Origin of the sequence: Mesorhizobium newzealandense (assembly GCF_042682145.1) — a bacterium.
Classification (GTDB): domain Bacteria; phylum Pseudomonadota; class Alphaproteobacteria; order Rhizobiales; family Rhizobiaceae; genus Mesorhizobium; species Mesorhizobium newzealandense.
The window spans coordinates 422,983-438,590 of the sequence record NZ_JBHUGZ010000030.1 but is presented as its reverse complement, the minus strand read 5'-3'; the positions used below and the strand labels follow the sequence as shown (position 1 = coordinate 438,590).

The window sequence follows — 15,608 nt, the reverse complement described above, 5'->3', positions numbered from 1 at the left end:
GACAGTCTGACCAGCCAAAGTGATAGTCGGCCATCCCAACCAAAGGAGACCGCCATGCAGTTCTTTGCCCTTCTCACCCGCAACACCGAAAAGTTCACCGATGCCGATTTCGCCCCGCTGCTGCCCGGCGAGGCCGAGCAGCGGCGCAGGCTCTACGCTGACGGCGCGGTGCGCCAGGTCTGGAACCGTGGCGACATCCCGGGCAGCGGCATGATGTTCGAGGCCGGCAGCGACGCCGACGTGCGCGGCCATCTCGCCACCTTGCCGCTGGTCAAGGCCGGGATGATGGACATCGCCGCCATTGTCCCGCTCAACCCCTATCCAGGCTTCGGCCCGAAGCGCTGAACCAGCGCAAGAGAGGTGCGGCGGTCGGCAACGCCCGCCGCCGCCTCCAAGCTTTCGCCTGATACGGCGGGCAAACTCGTCCTGTAACGATTTCCGTTTGCGGCTGACTGTCTAGTTGGCTATCGGGGAACATCGGCAAGGGGGAGAAGTCTTGGAGAACAGACCCGAGGCGGGAACAGATCGCGTTCCTCGCGCATCCGTCGTCATGACCGTCTATACCGACCAGCGCTTCCTCGATGCGGCGGTCGACAGCATACTCGCGCAGGAGTTCAGCGATCTCGAACTTATCATCGTCGATGATGGAACGGGCCAGGACGCGGTCTTCCAGGCGCTGGCGCGTCGCGACCCGCGCATCCGGATTGTCGTCAATCCCACCAATCTAGGCACCGCCGCCGCCGCCAACCGCGGCATCGAAGCCGCTCGCGCCGACATCATTCTTCGCCTGGACGCGGATGATGTCGCCGAGCCGACGCATGTCGGGCGCCTCGTCGCGGCACTGGCCGACGATCCGCAACTGGGCCTGGTCGGAAGTTCCGTGACGCTGATCGACGAAGCCGATCAGGTTCATTATGTGCAGGCAATGCCGCAAACCGATCTCGAGATCCGATGGACCATCCTGTTCCACAATCCGTTCTACCATTCGGCGGTCGCCTATCGCCGCAGTTGCTTCGAGGCGGCCGGACATTACAGGATCGAGGAGTTGGTCTCGCAGGACCACTATCTCTGGTTTGAGATGCTGCCCTCGTGCCGCACGCGAAACCTCGCCGAGCCGCTGACGCGCTATCGGGTGAATACGCTCGGACTGACGATCATAAACGCAAAAAATGCACGCAACCGGACACATCCGATCCGCGAGGCTTTGTGGACCCGTCTCGGCCTGACCTACGACCTCTACGACGACGCCTTCGCGCAGGATCTGTCGCGTTTCCTGCGCGGGAATGACATCGCAACCGAGCGGCGCATCGCCGCATACCGCAAGCTGCTTGGCGTGCTACGCGTCTTCCTCACCGCATCGCAGCCGTTTGCGCGCGCCGAGGATGCGGACGACGCTCGGCGGCTGGCGCAGGGTACAGTCGCGCGCATGCTCGCCAGCCCACCGGTGCGGCTGCGAGAGGCGCTGGAGGTCTGCACCCTGTGTTGGCCGCTCGACCGGCGCGCCGCGACCAGCGCGGCGATCAGGCGGCTGGCAATTGGCGCCCGCTCCCGGTTGCGGGCGGCGGGAAAATGTCTGAGCCGGTCCCGGGCGAACTAGCCACGAGCGGGGTGTTTGTGGCGCGATTACTGCTATCCCTGCCCCGTCCGTAAAAAGAGAGAATGATGGACCCTGTTTTTTCTGCGTGGTTTGAAGGCAAGTACCTTTCCACCGACTGGACGTCGCGATTCCTCTCCGTGTGGGCGTCGCTGCTCGCAGCGCGCCGTGACGAGCCCCTCAAGGTCCTGGAAATCGGTTCCTGGGAGGGCCGATCCGCGATCTTCTTTCTGCAGTATCTGAGCAAGTGCCAGCTGACATGCATCGATACGTTCATGGGAAGTCCCGAACACGCGCTTCGTGCCAAATGGGCCGACCAGCTTGCCCATGTGGAACAACGTTTCGACCTCAATATTGCTGAATTCGGCGGACGGGTCGAAAAGATCAAAAGCCGTTCATCGCAGGCGCTGGCTCGCCTTGTCGCCGAGGACCGCAGTTTCGACGTCGTCTTCATCGATGGCAGCCATCACAGCACCGATGTCCTTGCCGATGCCGTGTTTTCCTGGCCGATGGTCCGGGATGGCGGGATCGTCATTTTCGATGACTATGAATGGACATTTTTTGCCGACGAAACCGACCACCCGAAACTTGGAGTAGATACATTCCTGTCGGTGCATGCCGGCCAATACCGCGAGCTGTATCGGGGCGAGCAAATCATCATCCAAAAGATCGAAGCCTCGAAAATCGAGCCTTCACGGGCGCCCTCGCCGGGCGCGCCGGCACCGTTGCAGGAGGCCGGTCAGGCGCGCGACATCGCCGAAAAGAGTGTCGAATTTGTCCTGATTGCCGAGGCGGGTATTCTCGATGCGCAAGCCCTGTTGCTGTGCGAAAGCATACGATGTTTCACTGGCGCCTATTCGCGGTGCCCGATAACGGTCGTATCGCCAAGGAGCAGCCGTCGCCCATCCTTGTCGACGCTCCGCAAACTCGAGCAGCTGGACGTCGAATACCTGCCGATCGAGATCGAGAGTTACTTCCCGCAATACGGCACGTCGTATCGCATTCATGCGCTCGCTCACGTCGAACGTCGGCCGGGACCGCCAATCATCGTCCAGCTCGACAGCGATACGATATTTATCGCCGAGCCCGATTTTTCATTGGGCGCAAGTGCGGCCGCCGCGCGCCCGGTAGACGTCAAAGGGATGTGCACGACCGGGTCTGGCGACCCATTCGACAGTTACTGGAGAAAGTTGTGCGCCCTTGTCGGCGTCGACTATGAACACCTGCCCATCGTGCAGACAACGGTCGGTGGTCAGGCGGTGCGAGCGAGCTACAATGGTGGGCTTTTTGTAGCAAAGAGGGCATGCGGGCTTTTCCAGCGTACCGAAGACATTTTCAGGCAACTGGTGGCCGCGGATATGAAGCCGTGGGCTGACGGGCCAACCCACAACACCGGGACGGGGATTCTGCACGGAGAGGCCACCTCCTATTGGGGCACGAGCCAGGCCGCCTTCTCGCTGGCGGCAGTTGCCGGAAACCACTCCGTGCGACTTTTGCCGGACACGTACAATTTTCCTCTCAATTGCATGGCTGCGCTGGCGGTGCCTGACCCGGCGCGCTTGGTGCACATCCACTATCATCACCTGTTCAGCGCCGGATCGGCTGATGCAAATCCGGTGTTGAACGGAACGCTGGACCTTCCGGTGGGAATTTCCGAATGGCTTCTGGCCCGGCTGCCGCTGCAGGAACACCCGCAACCGACGGTGCCGAAGCGTGATCTGCCAAAGCCACCCAGGAGAAAGGCAATCCTCGTCCTGGGTATGCACCGCAGCGGCACCTCCGCGCTTGGCGGCGTGATCAATGCACTTGGAGCGGCCGGTCCGAAAAACCCGCTGTCCCCAAATTCCCACAATCCCAGGGGATTCTGGGAAAGCGCCCGCCTCCATCTCGCCAATGAAGACCTGCTGGCATCGGCAAATTCCCACTGGAGTGACTGGCAGGCGCTCGACCCGCGATGGATGCAATCGCCGACAGCCGAGCGACATCGCCACAAAATCAGGGCAATCCTCGACAATGAATTCGGCGACGAGCCCTTGTTTTTTGTCAAGGACCCGCGGATTTGTCGATTTGTCCCGTTCTTGTCGTCGATCCTGGCCGAGATGGCGGTCGACGCGGTCGCATTTCTGCCGGTCCGCAATCCTCTCGAGGTCGCGTTGTCGCTGAAGCGGCGCGATGGTCTGCCGCTGCCAAGATCACTTATGCTGTGGCTGAGGCACGTGCTCGATGCGGAGTATCATTCGCGAGGCATGCCACGATATTTCCTGCGCCACGAAGATTTCCTCATCGACTGGCGACGCCTTATGGACCGTGCGGCCGAACAAACTGATGTCGTCTGGCCGGCTCGTTCCAGCCACTCCGATGTCGAGATCGAACAGTTCCTGACCGCGGACCTGCATCATGAAAGGGCCTCGATCGAAGACATGCGGAACCATCCGGATGTCACACCGCTGATCCGGAAAACCTATGACATTTTCCGTGCCATGGCGGTCGATGGCGAAAGCCCTGAATTGCGCGCTGAACTGGATCGGGTGCGGATGGGGTTCGACGAAAGCTGCGATGTGTTGGGTATGATGGTCGCCGCCGAGACCGAACAGCTACGTGGGGAGCTTGGAGCGCGGAATTTGGAGTACGGGGCAGCCATTCGCGCCCAGCACGACCTCAGGCTCGAGCACGATGCGGTCGTTCGTGCCCTTCATGACGTCGGACTCGAGCGCGATACGGTCGCCGGCGTCCTTCACGACCTCAGGCTCGAGCGCGATGCAGCCGTTCGCGCCCAACATGCGCTTGGACTCGAGCGCGACACGGTCGCCCGTGCCATTCATGACCTCGGGATCGAGCGCGACGAGCTCGTCCGCGACCGGGACGCTCTCCGGGCAGAACGCAACGCGCTTCTCGCCTCAAGCAGCTGGCGGTTGACCGCACCGTTGCGATGGGTGAAAGGCCCGTTCGTGCGCCGACGATGACGGCAAAATCGAACGCGGCCAGCGCGACGCCAGTGATCGACGGAGTGCGATCGACAGACTGCGATCGGCTGTCAAGAAACCGTCACACGAAACCGGGTTCGCTCGTGCTAGGAATTGGCGTCAGGCGGCCGCCATGCGACGCCATGTTCGAAACCTGCATCTGGCACCGTGCCCATGGATATCGCTCTCGCCCTGGAAGGCACCGACCTGTCGCCTTACCTGCCCGACGAGCACGGGCTGTTCTTCATCTACCATTTCACCACTGAGGGCCTGCGCACCAAGGACCCGGCACAGGCGTGCTGGACATGGCGCAGCTATCAGATCACCGACCTGCATGCGCGCCAGGAAATCGCCGCCGAAAAGGCTTTGCCGAGGCCGGTGCGCGACGCCTTCCTCGCCCCCAGCCACGGCTGCCACATCGACTTCGAAGATGGCTGGCTCTATGGCGATCTGCCGGATCTGAAGCACGACTTTTCGGAGGCGCGCGGGCTCGTCCATTTCCGCTTCGCCTTCAACGACACGATGCTGATCGGCGCCCGCAAGCAGCCGCTGGAATCGGTCGATGCCGTCCGCAAGGCGGTGGAGAATGGATCGCGAAAATTCCGCTCGCCGGCGGACCTGATCGAGGCGGTCACGGGCCAGTCGCTCGACGGCATGTCGGCCGAGCTCGGCAAGCTGGGCGACACACTCGATGGCATCGAGGACCGCGTCGTGCGCGATGCATGGCACAATGAGCGACAAGCACTGGTCGAGGCGCGCCGGCAACTGGTGGTAATCCATCGGCAGATGGCGACGATCACCAATCCGTTCCGGCATCTCGACCATTCGCATCGCAACGAGCTGCCTGACCCGATCAAAGACATGGCGGCAAGGCTCTCGCAACGGGCGCATACGCTCTACCATGACGGCGAGCAGTTGCAGGCGCGCACGAGGTTGTTGCAGGACGAACTGATGGCCAAGCTGACCATGCAGTCGAACCAGCTGCTCTATGTTCTCTCCGTCATGACGGCGGTGCTGCTGCCGATGACCATCATCTCTGGCCTGTTCGGCATGAATGTCGGCGGGTTGCCGCTGGTCGACACGCCGATGGGCTTCTGGGTGGTGACGGCGGTCTCGCTGGTTATCGCGACAGCCACTTATCTGTTCGTCAGGCGGCTTGGTCGGGGGTTGTAGCGCCGGCCGGGCGGCTTTTACGCCGTGGCGCGAAAATCCTCGATGATGGTGCCGCCGGCACGGACTTCCGCTTCGTGATCGGGTTCGCGCCACGTCTCGGCAAGGCCCGCCGCGTACCATTCGCGCATCGCCGGCAGATTGAGCAGCTGTGCCGGATAGGTGGCAGCCGCCCCCTCGAAGGAGAGCCCATAGGACTGGGCCCGAAACGCCACCGGGGCAAAGAAGGCATCGGCGGCGGTAAAATGAGCGCCGGCGAGAAACGGCCCGCCGAAACGGGCAAGGCCATCGTTCCAGAGATCGCCGAGGCGAAACAGATCCTGCTTCAGCGCATCGGACATAGGGAACGGTTCCACCCGCACACCGCAATTCATCGGACATGCGCCGCGCAGCGCGGTGAAGCTCGAATGCATTTCGGCGGCGGCCGAGCGCGCCCAGGCGCGCGCCTTGGCCTCGACAGGCCAGACGCCATGATGGCGCTCGGCCAGATATTCGGCGATGGCGAGCGAATCCCAGGCTGCCCAGCCATCGTCGATCAAGCAGGGCACCCGGCCGCTCGGTGAGAACGGCCGGTAGAGGTCCCAGCTCGATCCGGTCGGAAACGGCGTCAGCCGCTCCTCGAACGGAATATCCAGCTCGCGCATGAGGAGCCATGGCCGCAGCGACCATGAGGAATAATTCTTGTTGGCGATGTGCAGCAGGTACATCGAAACTCCTTAGGGACTGTTTGGAAATTCTACTCCGGCGGCCATCTGATGGGACCAAACGTCCGTTGCGCTACGGTTCTCGAAACCACGACCATATGACTCGCCAGAGCGAATTTCGAAACAGCCTCTTACCGGACAAATGCCTTGCGCGCCGTCGTCAGCATCGACCAGGAATAGATCGCCAATGCCGCCCAGATCAGCGCAAAGGCGACGGCCTGGGTGGTGCCGAAAGGCTCGTCGAAGATCAGCACGGCGATCAGGAACACCATCGTCGGCGCGATATATTGCATGATGCCGATGGTCGAGAGGCGCAGCAGCTTGGCGCCGAAAGCGAACAGCAGCAGCGGAACCGATGTGACCGGACCACAGCCGATCAGCAACGCCGTATCGGCGCCACTACCGGACACGATGTGGTCCTGCCCGGTGCCGATCAGGTAGGCGATGTAACCGAGGGCCGGCACCGACAGCAAAAGCACTTCGAGCAGGAACCCCTGGCTGGGGCCGATCGGCAGCGTCTTGCGGAAGAAGCCGTAAGCGGCGAAGGAAAACGCCAGCGCCAGCGACACCCAGGGCAGCTTGCCGCCTTCGATGGTCAGCACCGCGACGGCGACCGCCGCCAGCACCACCGCCGCGATCTGCAGCCGGTCGAGACGCTCACCCAGCAACAGCGCGCCGACGACGACGCTGACCAGCGGATTGATGTAGTAGCCGAGCGCGGTTTCGACAGTGCGGTCGACGGCGATCGCCCAGACATAGATGCCCCAGTTGACCGAGATCAATGCCGCCGTCAGTGCGGCCATGGCGATGGTGCGGGGTGAGCGAAGTGCCGCCTTGAAATCCGCCGTGCGGCCGGCCCAGACGAGAACGGCGGCGGCAATCGGCACCGACCAGACGATGCGGTGGGCAATGACTTCGGCGAGCGGCAGATGGGCGACCGCCTTCATGTAGAAGGGCAACAGCCCCCATAGAAGATAGGCGCCCAGCGCCAGCAGGAAGCCGCGGCGGGCCTTTGCATCTGCGTCCAGAACAAGTGCTTCAGTGGCCATGGGCCAACGCTATGGCCCAGCCACCTTGCCAAGACCATCGCAAAGTTCTGATGGATCAATGGACTTTCGCTGATGGTTCAACCCTACTCCGCCGCGACCAGCCCGGCCATCTCGCGGTTCTTCATCAGCTTGTAGACGATGGAATCCATCAGCGCCTGGAACGAAGCGTCGATGATGTTTTCGGAAACGCCGACCGTCCACCAGCGCGCGCCGGTGCCGTCATGCGATTCGATCAGCACGCGGGTGATCGCTTCGGTGCCGCCGTTGAGGATACGCACCTTGAAGTCGGCAAGCTCCATGTCGGCGATCTCGCCCTGGAATTTGCCGAGATCCTTGCGCAGCGCGATGTCGAGTGCGTTGACCGGGCCATGTCCCTCGGCCACCGACATCTTCTCCTCGCCGTCGACCAGAACTTTCACGATCGCTTCGGACACCGTCTTCAACTGGCCGTTGGCATCGAAGCGGCGCTCGACCATGCAGCGGAACGAGGTGACGTTGAAGAATTCCGGCAGGCCGTGCAGCATCTTGCGCGCCAACAGTTCGAAGCTGGCGTCGGCGCCTTCATAGGCGTAACCCTCGGCCTCGCGCTCCTTGACCACGGCAATCAGCGCATCGAGCCGGTGGTCGTCCTTCGGCACATCGATGCCGCGCCGCTTCAGCTCGGCGAGGAAATTGGCCTTGCCGCCCTGGTCAGAGACCATGACGCGGCGGCGGTTGCCGACCGCTTCCGGCGGAATGTGCTCATAGGTCGCCGGCTCCTTGGCCAGGGCAGAGGCATGGATGCCGGCCTTGGTGGCAAAGGCCGAGGCGCCGACATAGGGCGCCTGCGCTTCCGGCGCACGGTTCAAGAGTTCATCGAAGGCGCGCGACAGCCTGGAGACGCCGGTCAGAGCCTCCGCCGAAATACCGGTGTCGAAGCGGGTGGAGAAGGCCGGTTTCAGCGCCAATGTCGGCACGATCGAGATCAGATTGGCGTTGCCGCAGCGCTCGCCGATGCCGTTGAGCGTGCCCTGGATCTGGCGCACGCCGGCCTCGACCGCGGCCAGCGAATTGGCGACCGCCTGACCGGTGTCGTCATGGGCATGGATGCCCAGATTGCCGCCGGGAATACCGGAGGCGATGACGCTCTCGACAATGGCGCGGACTTCCGAAGGCTGTGTGCCGCCATTGGTGTCGCACAGCACCATCCAGCGCGCGCCGGCATCAAAGGCCGTCCTGGCACAGGCCAGTGCATAATCGGGATTGGCCTTGAAGCCGTCGAAGAAATGCTCGCAATCGACCAATGCCTCCTTGCCGGCGGCGATCGCCGCCTCGACCGAGGCCTTGATGGCATCGAGGTTTTCCTCGTTGGTGCAACCAAGCGCGACGCGGACGTGGTAGTCCCAGCTCTTGGCGACGAAGCAGATGGCGTCCGACTTCGACTGCACAAGGGCTGCAAGGCCGGGATCGTTGGAAGCCGACACCCCTGCCCGCTTGGTCATGCCGAAGGCGACGAATTTGGCGCGCGCCGTGCGCTTCTGCTGGAAGAAGGCGGTGTCAGTCGGGTTGGCGCCGGGATAGCCGCCCTCGACATAGTCGAGGCCGAACGCATCGAGCAGTTTTGCGATGGCGATCTTGTCCTCGACGGAAAAGTCGATGCCCGGCGTCTGCTGGCCATCGCGCAGTGTCGTGTCGAAGAGATAGAGGCGCTCGCGGGTCATGGTCATTTCCCCGCAAACCTGTCCGTCGCCCGGATCAGCTGGTCCAGGATACCCGGTTCCGAATAGGCATGACCGGCACCTTCGATCAGGTGGAAATCCGCCTTCGGCCAAGCCTTGTGCAGCGCCCAGGCATAGTGCGCCGGACACGGCATGTCGTAGCGGCCATGGACGATGGTGCCCGGTATGTCCCTGAGTTTGAAGGCATCACGCAGCAACTGTCCTTCCTCCAGCCAACCGGCATGGACGAAATAATGGTTCTCGATGCGGGCAAAGGCGATGGCATAATCATCCTGCCCGAACGGGCCGCTGGTCTCGGGGTCCGGCAAGAGTGTGATTGTTTCGCCTTCCCACAGGCTCCAGGCGCGCGCCGCCTCGATCTGCGCCGTGCGGTCCGTGCCGACCAGCCGCTTGCGGTAGGCGGCCATCATGTCGCCGCGCTCGGCCTCGGGGATTGGCGCCAGGAAGTGCTCCCATTTGTCCGGGAACATTTCCGAGACGCCGAACTGATAATACCATTCGAGCTCCGCACGCGTCAGCGTGTAGATGCCGCGCACCACCAGTTCGCTGACGCGATCGGGGTGCGTTTCGGCATAGGCCAGAGCCAGGGTCGAGCCCCAGGAGCCACCGAACACCAGCCATTTGTCGAAACCGGCCATCTCGCGCAGGCGTTCGATGTCGGCGACGAGATGCCAGGTGGTGTTGGCTTCGAGCGAGGCGTTGGGCGTTGATTTTCCGCAGCCGCGCTGGTCGAACAGGATGACGTCGTAAAGCTTTGGGTCGAACAGCCGCCGGTGCTTTGGCGAGATGGTGCCGCCCGGCCCGCCATGCAGGAATACCGCCGGCTTGGCGCCCCTGGTGCCGGAACGTTCCCAATAGACCTGATGACCGTCGCCGACATCGAGCATGCCGGACTCGAACGCCTCGATCTCGGGATAGAGGGTACGCAATTGACTGCTCATAACTGCAAACCTTTGGTCGGCCAGTCCGCCGTTTCGTGGTCGGGATGCTGGAAGGAGATGATCTGCTCCTGTCTTGTGTAGAAATCGGGATCCTGGTGGACGGGCTGATCGAAGATGGTCTCCACCCAGGGCAGCCGCGCGGCGTAATTGACCTGGATCTGCGGGGCGAGATCGGAGCGGTCGTCGAAGGCGCCGATGGCAATCTCCAGCCCGCCGGGCTGCCGGTAGGTCAGCGGCGTCCCGCAGCGGGCGCAGAAACCGCGATCGATGTTGACCGATGACTGGAAATAGCTCGGCTCCTCATGGGTCCATTCGACGCCATCCTTGGGCACCGTCACCAGCGCACCGAAGAACGAGCCGAACTGCTTCTGGCACATGCGGCAATGGCAGATCGACGGGCGGCCGAGCGCCCCATGAATGCGGAAACGCACGGCGCCGCACTGGCAGCCGCCGGTTCGTATTGTCTCGGTCATGATCTTTCCTTCGGCGGCCATTGTTCGGTGTCGTGGTCGGGATGCTGGTAGGAGACGAGATCGGCCAGATAGGGGGCCGACGACATGTCGGCCATCGTCTCCTCGGCCGGCAATTGCGGGATCGTGTCGACATAGGGCAGTTTTGCCTCGGTGCCCCACTGGATCAGCGGCACGATCTCCGCCGGATTGTCGAACGCACCGATGGCCAAGCCAACGCCGTCCGGCGCGGTGAAGGTCAGCGGCGTGCCGCAATCGGCGCAGAAGCCACGATCGACATGGCTGGACGAGCGGAAATATTTCGGCTCGCCACGCGTCCAGTCGAGCTTGGCGCCGCGCACCGACACGAGCGGCGCGTAGAACGAGCCGAACGCCTTCTGGCACATGCGGCAATGGCAGATCGAAGCGTCGCCAAGCGTGCCTTCGACGCGAAAGCGCACGGCGCCGCATTGACAGCCACCGGCGTAGATCGGCCGGTTGTCGAGGCTCATCGGGGGTCACTCCGCGGCATGGCAGACGGCCTCGACATTGTTGCCGTCGGGATCGAAGACGAAGGCGCCGTAGTAGTTGGGGTGATAGTGCGGGCGCAGGCCCGGCCCGCCATTGTCCTTGCCGCCGGCGGCAAGTGCGGCGGCATGGAAGGCATCGACCTCGGCGCGGCTGCGCGCGGTGAAGGCGACGTGCTGGTGGTCTTTCGGCTTGTCCTTGCCGGCATGCAGCCAGAACACCGGCCGGTCGCGGCCATAGCCACCGACCTTGGCGCCGCCGGTGTATTCCTGCGGCACCATGTAAAGGAGCGAGGCGCCAAGCGGCGCCATCGCCTTGTCGTAGAAAACCTTCGAAGCATCGAAATCGGCAACGGTGATACCGAGATGGTCGATCATCTTTTTACCTCCCAGGTGGTGATGCGTTCGCCAGTGGCGGGGTTCTTGCCGTCCTTCAACTGTACACCTTGTGCCAGCAACTCGTCGCGGATGCGGTCGGCCTCAGTCCAGTTCTTAGCGGCGATGAGCGCAAGGCGATTGGCGATCGCCTTGGCAACGCCGCCTTCATCGATGTCGGCCGATGCGACGTCGAAGCCAAGGAACAGCAGCGACGCTTTCAGCGCAGCGGCGGCTTGGTTGCCGTCAGCAGCCTCGCCGGCCAACTGCGTCAGGACCTGGAAGGCGGCATAGGTGGCGAGATCGTCCGACAACGCATCGATGACCTCCACAGGCAACTGCCCTTCCGCCACCGGCGCCAGATCCGCCGCCCGCTTCCATTTGCGCAACGTGTTTTCGGCCTCCTCCAGCTTGCGCACGGAAAAGTCGATCGGTTCGCGGTAATGCGTCATCAGCATCGCCAGCCGCAGCACTTCGCCCGGCCATTTGCGGCCGCCAAAGGTCTCCGTTTCCAGCAGTTCGTTGATCGAATAGAAATTGCCCAGGCTCTTCGACATCTTCTGCCCCTCGACCTGCAAGAAGCCGTTGTGCATCCAGATGTTGGCCATGACGTCGGTGCCATGGGCGCAGCGCGACTGGGCGATCTCGTTCTCATGATGCGGGAAGATCAGGTCGAGTCCGCCGCCATGGATATCGAACACCTTGCCGAGATAGGCGGCCGACATCGCCGAGCATTCGATGTGCCAGCCCGGCCGGCCCCTGCCCCAGGGCGAATTCCAGCCCGGCTCCTCCGGCGACGACAGCTTCCACAGCACGAAATCTTGCGGGTTTTTCTTGTGCGCGTCGACGGCGATGCGGGCGCCGGCCTGCTGCTCGTCGAGATTGCGCTTCGACAATTGTCCGTAGTCCGGCATCGACCCCGTGTCGAACAGAACTTCACCCGCCGCGACATAGGCATGGCCGCGTGCGATCAGGCTTTGAATCAAGGTGATCATGTCGGCCTTGCCATCGGCGCGGGGCTCGACGAATTCCGTGGCGCGCGGCTCGACCGTCGGCTCCAGGCAGCCGAGAACAGCCACATCCTTGTGGAACTGGTCGGCGGTCTTTTCGGTGACCCGCCGGATCGCCTCGTTGAGCGAAAGTGCGCCGGAAGCGATCTCGCCGCCGAAATCCCGCAACGCACGGGCGTTGATCTTGTCGTCGACGTCGGTGATGTTGCGCACATAGGTGACGTGCGTCTCGCTGTAGAGATGGCGCAACAAGCGGAACAGCACGTCGAAGACGATCACCGGCCTGGCATTGCCGATATGGGCAAAGTCGTAGACCGTCGGGCCGCAGACATACATGCGCACGTTCAGCGGATCGATCGGGACGAAAGCCTCTTTCGTCCGCGTCAGCGTGTTGTAGAGGCGCAAGCCCTGCGATGCGTCAGACATTCGTGCCTTCCCGGTTCGTTACTTCGTTTGAGCATGATCTGGTCCGAAAACCGGTTCCCACTTTTCGGGATCATGCTTGGGCTGGAGCCGGACGCATCAAGCGCAAACCGGATTCCAGCCTGCTGGCCGGGGCGTTTGTCCAATCTGGGGAAAGATGAGGCGAAAACGTCCGGACCAGCGCGAGGCTAGCCAATAATGCAAATGCCACAAATGGCGAAAGACGTTTTCATGGGCGGCTTTATCGCCTTGGCCAGTGTTGCCGTCAAGTCGCTAGTTTCGACAAAAACGTCGCTGGATCACAGGTATTGATGCACTGAAACATTTTATTAAACATGTCAGCACAGTCATGAAACATTCGCCGGCTAGATCAGCGGGCGTCACGATTTGGTCAGAATCGGCCATCACACGCAGACACGAAAATGTTACCAGGGAAGAGAGACATGCCCCGAACCAAGCAGGAATCCAACCGCGCCAAGCAACCCGCGCTGGCCAACCACTACCGCGCAATCGGCCCGGCCGCGATCGTCGCCGCCCTTCTCCACACCGCGAAGAAGAAAAAGCCGGCGCAAAAGATCGTATCGCCCCGCGCTGCCTGAAATGATGCGCGGCCGGCGCCAAAGGCGCCGGGCATGACGGCGCCGATATGCGCCTCGTAATATCGTATTCTGCTAAAACAGAGTCATCTGACTGTCGTCCGCGCCGGGCTTCTGGCGCCTGACCTTCTCGGGCTCCGGCCCGATCTCCCCCCTCTCCTGAATCTCCGGTCCGGTGTTGGCGACCTTGTTGACGCGGTCGGAAACCGGAATCGCCTCGAAGAAATCAGGCTGCGCCGGCCGCAACAGGTCAGCGACATCGCGCGGCTCGAGCGTGCGGCAATCCAGCCAACGGGCGAAATCCCTGGGATCGATCATCACCGGCATGCGGTCGTGTATATCAGCGATGTCGGCGTTGGCGTTGACGGTCAGGATGGCGCCGGTGTCCATTTCCGAACCGCCCGGCTCGGCGTAGGTCTCGATCAGGCCGGCAAAGGCGACCAACCCGCCATGCCTGGGCCGGATCCAATAGGGTTGCCCCTTCTTGCCGCCGGTTTGCCGCCACTCATAGAAGCCGGATGCCGGCACCAGCGCGCGGCGATGGCGCATGGCGGCCTTGAACGAGGCCTTTTCGGCGGCCCCTTCAGAGCATGCGTTGAACAGCAGCGGAAACTCGCGTGTGTCCTTCACCCAGGTCGGGATCAGCCCCCAGCGCACCAACATCGGCTGGCGGTCCGGCAGATTGGAGCCCGGCGCCCTGGGAGGGCCGGCGATCACCATCAGGATCGGTTGCGTCGGCGCGATGTTGTAGCGCGCTGGAAATTCCTCCAGTTCAGCCAAGCCGAGCAGTGCGGCTGTCCGATCCGGTGTCGCGGTCAAGGCAAAGCGTCCGCACATGATCGATTGGTACCCTTCGAACAGTTCGGTTTGAAAGTGGCGATGGAACCGGCGTTGCGCAACCGCTAAAGCTTCCTCATGCTGGGCGGTCCACAACAGACCCGCCTTCAAATGAGCCTGATCGGGAATCCATGAACGAAGCGCGCAAGACACTTCCGGCGGTCTCGGTGGCCGTCGTGCGTGGCGACACCGTGCTCCTGGTCAAGCGGGCGCGGCAGCCATCGCAAGGACTCTACGCCTTTCCGGGCGGCAAGGTCGAGGTTGGCGAGACGCTGGAGGCGGCGGCAAGGCGCGAACTTCTGGAGGAAACCGGCTTGCAGGCCACCGACTACCGCCCGCTTCGGGAAATCCACATCGACGGCAGGGACGACAGCCATCCGGTCGATTACATCCTCACAGTCTTCGGCGCCGCCTATTTCGGCGGCGAGGCGGTGGCCAGCGACGATGCCGAAACGGCTGCCTTTTATACGCTGAACGAAATGAGAGCGCTGCCGCTCGCCGGCTCGGTGTTTGCCGTCGCCGAGGACTTGTTGGATCCCGGCGGAAACGCCGGGCTGCACCCCTGAAAATCGCCTTGCGAGCGACAAATTGTTTCGCCACAAAGGCTTATGCCGTTAGGCGGAGAAGGCTTATGAACCGTCGTTCCCTGTACCTCGCCGTATGTCTTGCTGTCAGCACGGTCGTCTCGACGCGACCGGCGCTCAGCGCCGAATCGCCGTTCGAGCCCGGGCTGATGCGGCTGGCGGAAGTTCTGGGGTCGCTGCATTTCCTGCGCAATTTGTGTGGAGAGAAAGGTGTCCAGTGGCGTGTCGAGATGGAAAAGCTGCTCGATTCGGAAAATCCCAATGCCGAGCGGCGCGCCCGCTTCATCGCCAGCTTCAATCGCGGCTACCGCTCTTTCGGCGGCACCTACACGCAATGCACCCCTTCGGCGACCGAAGCCATCAGCCGTTATATGAGGGAAGGCGAGACTCTGTCGCGCGACATCGCCTCGCGCTACGGCAACTAGGCACTCGGGACCGTCCATCCATCCACAGATATCCGGACCGTCACTGGCGACGGCCGATATTTCCGGCTTGTGCCAAGTGACATCTTGGTGCAATTCTGATGTGGCACTTATGCAACAGTATTAATGAAACGTTACTGCGCGAATGCGGAATTAACTCAAACTGAAGGTTTTCGCCCCGCAGGCCGCCCTAATCGGCTAAGTTTGACCCGAGTTGAACGCAGCTTCGCACAAGGCAATCGGGCT

General features: G+C 62.5%; 16 protein-coding genes. 7 read left to right on the top strand and 9 right to left on the bottom strand.

Annotation, left to right across the window (positions count from 1 at the left end; all coding sequences use genetic code 11):
- Positions 1-54 precede the first annotated feature (54 nt).
- From ACFSOZ_RS36135 to ACFSOZ_RS36120, 4 genes are all read left to right on the top strand, one after another.
- On the top strand, positions 55-345 hold the full coding sequence (locus tag ACFSOZ_RS36135) for a hypothetical protein (RefSeq protein ID WP_379106207.1): 291 nt from the start codon (positions 55-57) through the stop codon (positions 343-345).
- Positions 346-496: 151 nt separating this feature from the next.
- The gene (locus ACFSOZ_RS36130) at positions 497-1,597 is read left to right on the top strand and encodes a glycosyltransferase (RefSeq protein ID WP_379106204.1); all 1,101 of its coding nucleotides are present in this window, start codon (positions 497-499) and stop codon (positions 1,595-1,597) included.
- A gap of 65 nt (positions 1,598-1,662) precedes the next feature.
- A complete protein-coding gene (locus ACFSOZ_RS36125; protein WP_379106202.1) occupies positions 1,663-4,557 on the top strand; it encodes a class I SAM-dependent methyltransferase in 2,895 nt (964 codons plus the stop codon).
- A gap of 174 nt (positions 4,558-4,731) precedes the next feature.
- A complete protein-coding gene (locus ACFSOZ_RS36120; RefSeq protein ID WP_379106200.1) occupies positions 4,732-5,730 on the top strand; it encodes a transporter in 999 nt (332 codons plus the stop codon).
- Between the two features lie 17 nt (positions 5,731-5,747).
- On the opposite strand, the gene ACFSOZ_RS36115 is transcribed toward ACFSOZ_RS36120, so the two are convergent.
- From ACFSOZ_RS36115 to cysS, 8 genes are all read right to left on the bottom strand, one after another.
- Complete coding sequence (locus ACFSOZ_RS36115; protein WP_379106198.1) at positions 5,748-6,434, bottom strand: glutathione S-transferase family protein; 687 nt, start codon at positions 6,432-6,434, stop codon at positions 5,748-5,750.
- 128 nt (positions 6,435-6,562) lie between these two features.
- Entirely contained in the window at positions 6,563-7,480 is a 918-nt protein-coding gene (rarD, locus tag ACFSOZ_RS36110) for an EamA family transporter RarD (protein WP_379106196.1), read from the bottom strand.
- 83 nt (positions 7,481-7,563) lie between these two features.
- The gene (cimA, locus tag ACFSOZ_RS36105) at positions 7,564-9,186 is read right to left on the bottom strand and encodes a citramalate synthase (protein WP_379106194.1); all 1,623 of its coding nucleotides are present in this window, start codon (positions 9,184-9,186) and stop codon (positions 7,564-7,566) included.
- A complete protein-coding gene (pip, locus tag ACFSOZ_RS36100) occupies positions 9,183-10,139 on the bottom strand; it encodes a prolyl aminopeptidase (protein WP_379106192.1) in 957 nt (318 codons plus the stop codon). The genes cimA and pip overlap by 4 nt, the downstream gene beginning before the upstream one ends.
- Positions 10,136-10,612, bottom strand: a complete 477-nt coding sequence (locus ACFSOZ_RS36095) for a GFA family protein (protein ID WP_379106190.1) — start codon at positions 10,610-10,612, stop codon at positions 10,136-10,138. Before ACFSOZ_RS36095 ends, pip begins: the two co-directional genes overlap by 4 nt.
- A complete protein-coding gene (locus ACFSOZ_RS36090; RefSeq protein WP_379106188.1) occupies positions 10,609-11,100 on the bottom strand; it encodes a GFA family protein in 492 nt (163 codons plus the stop codon). The genes ACFSOZ_RS36095 and ACFSOZ_RS36090 overlap by 4 nt, the downstream gene beginning before the upstream one ends.
- 6 nt (positions 11,101-11,106) lie before the next feature.
- Complete coding sequence (locus ACFSOZ_RS36085) at positions 11,107-11,493, bottom strand: VOC family protein (protein ID WP_379106186.1); 387 nt, start codon at positions 11,491-11,493, stop codon at positions 11,107-11,109.
- Positions 11,490-12,926, bottom strand: coding sequence for a cysteine--tRNA ligase (gene cysS / locus ACFSOZ_RS36080; RefSeq protein WP_379106184.1), 1,437 nt, complete (start codon positions 12,924-12,926; stop codon positions 11,490-11,492). The genes ACFSOZ_RS36085 and cysS overlap by 4 nt, the downstream gene beginning before the upstream one ends.
- Before the next feature lie 440 nt (positions 12,927-13,366).
- Here cysS and ACFSOZ_RS36075 point away from each other — a divergent pair, with 440 nt between their 5' ends.
- Positions 13,367-13,522 carry a hypothetical protein gene (locus ACFSOZ_RS36075; protein WP_111549195.1) on the top strand — a complete coding sequence of 52 codons (156 nt, stop codon included), beginning with the start codon at positions 13,367-13,369 and terminating at the stop codon, positions 13,520-13,522.
- A gap of 72 nt (positions 13,523-13,594) precedes the next feature.
- On the opposite strand, the gene ACFSOZ_RS36070 is transcribed toward ACFSOZ_RS36075, so the two are convergent.
- Positions 13,595-14,356: an SOS response-associated peptidase gene (locus tag ACFSOZ_RS36070; protein ID WP_379106182.1), complete on the bottom strand. Its 762-nt coding sequence runs from the start codon at positions 14,354-14,356 to the stop codon at positions 13,595-13,597.
- A gap of 131 nt (positions 14,357-14,487) precedes the next feature.
- On the opposite strand from ACFSOZ_RS36070, the gene ACFSOZ_RS36065 reads away from it, so the two are divergent.
- Together ACFSOZ_RS36065 and ACFSOZ_RS36060 are read left to right on the top strand one after the other, a co-directional pair.
- Entirely contained in the window at positions 14,488-14,922 is a 435-nt protein-coding gene (locus tag ACFSOZ_RS36065; protein WP_379106180.1) for an NUDIX hydrolase, read from the top strand.
- 65 nt (positions 14,923-14,987) lie between these two features.
- The gene (locus tag ACFSOZ_RS36060; RefSeq protein ID WP_379106179.1) at positions 14,988-15,365 is read left to right on the top strand and encodes a TIGR02301 family protein; all 378 of its coding nucleotides are present in this window, start codon (positions 14,988-14,990) and stop codon (positions 15,363-15,365) included.
- The last annotated feature ends 243 nt before the right edge of the window (positions 15,366-15,608 follow it).

Bases quoted from the DNA above. Each gene is read 5' to 3' on its own strand.
- ACFSOZ_RS36135 (WP_379106207.1), top strand. From the start codon at position 55: ATGCAGTTCTTTGCCCTTCTCACCCGCAACACCGAAAAGTTCACCGAT.
- ACFSOZ_RS36125 (WP_379106202.1), top strand. From the start codon at position 1,663: ATGGACCCTGTTTTTTCTGCGTGGTTTGAAGGCAAGTACCTTTCCACC.
- ACFSOZ_RS36120 (WP_379106200.1), top strand. From the start codon at position 4,732: ATGGATATCGCTCTCGCCCTGGAAGGCACCGACCTGTCGCCTTACCTG.
- ACFSOZ_RS36115 (WP_379106198.1), bottom strand. From the start codon at position 6,434: ATGTACCTGCTGCACATCGCCAACAAGAATTATTCCTCATGGTCGCTG.
- rarD (WP_379106196.1), bottom strand. From the start codon at position 7,480: ATGGCCACTGAAGCACTTGTTCTGGACGCAGATGCAAAGGCCCGCCGC.
- cimA (WP_379106194.1), bottom strand. From the start codon at position 9,186: ATGACCATGACCCGCGAGCGCCTCTATCTCTTCGACACGACACTGCGC.
- pip (WP_379106192.1), bottom strand. From the start codon at position 10,139: ATGAGCAGTCAATTGCGTACCCTCTATCCCGAGATCGAGGCGTTCGAG.
- ACFSOZ_RS36095 (WP_379106190.1), bottom strand. From the start codon at position 10,612: ATGACCGAGACAATACGAACCGGCGGCTGCCAGTGCGGCGCCGTGCGT.
- ACFSOZ_RS36090 (WP_379106188.1), bottom strand. From the start codon at position 11,100: ATGAGCCTCGACAACCGGCCGATCTACGCCGGTGGCTGTCAATGCGGC.
- ACFSOZ_RS36085 (WP_379106186.1), bottom strand. From the start codon at position 11,493: ATGATCGACCATCTCGGTATCACCGTTGCCGATTTCGATGCTTCGAAG.
- cysS (WP_379106184.1), bottom strand. From the start codon at position 12,926: ATGTCTGACGCATCGCAGGGCTTGCGCCTCTACAACACGCTGACGCGG.
- ACFSOZ_RS36075 (WP_111549195.1), top strand. From the start codon at position 13,367: ATGCCCCGAACCAAGCAGGAATCCAACCGCGCCAAGCAACCCGCGCTG.
- ACFSOZ_RS36070 (WP_379106182.1), bottom strand. From the start codon at position 14,356: ATGTGCGGACGCTTTGCCTTGACCGCGACACCGGATCGGACAGCCGCA.
- ACFSOZ_RS36065 (WP_379106180.1), top strand. From the start codon at position 14,488: ATGAACGAAGCGCGCAAGACACTTCCGGCGGTCTCGGTGGCCGTCGTG.
- ACFSOZ_RS36060 (WP_379106179.1), top strand. From the start codon at position 14,988: ATGAACCGTCGTTCCCTGTACCTCGCCGTATGTCTTGCTGTCAGCACG.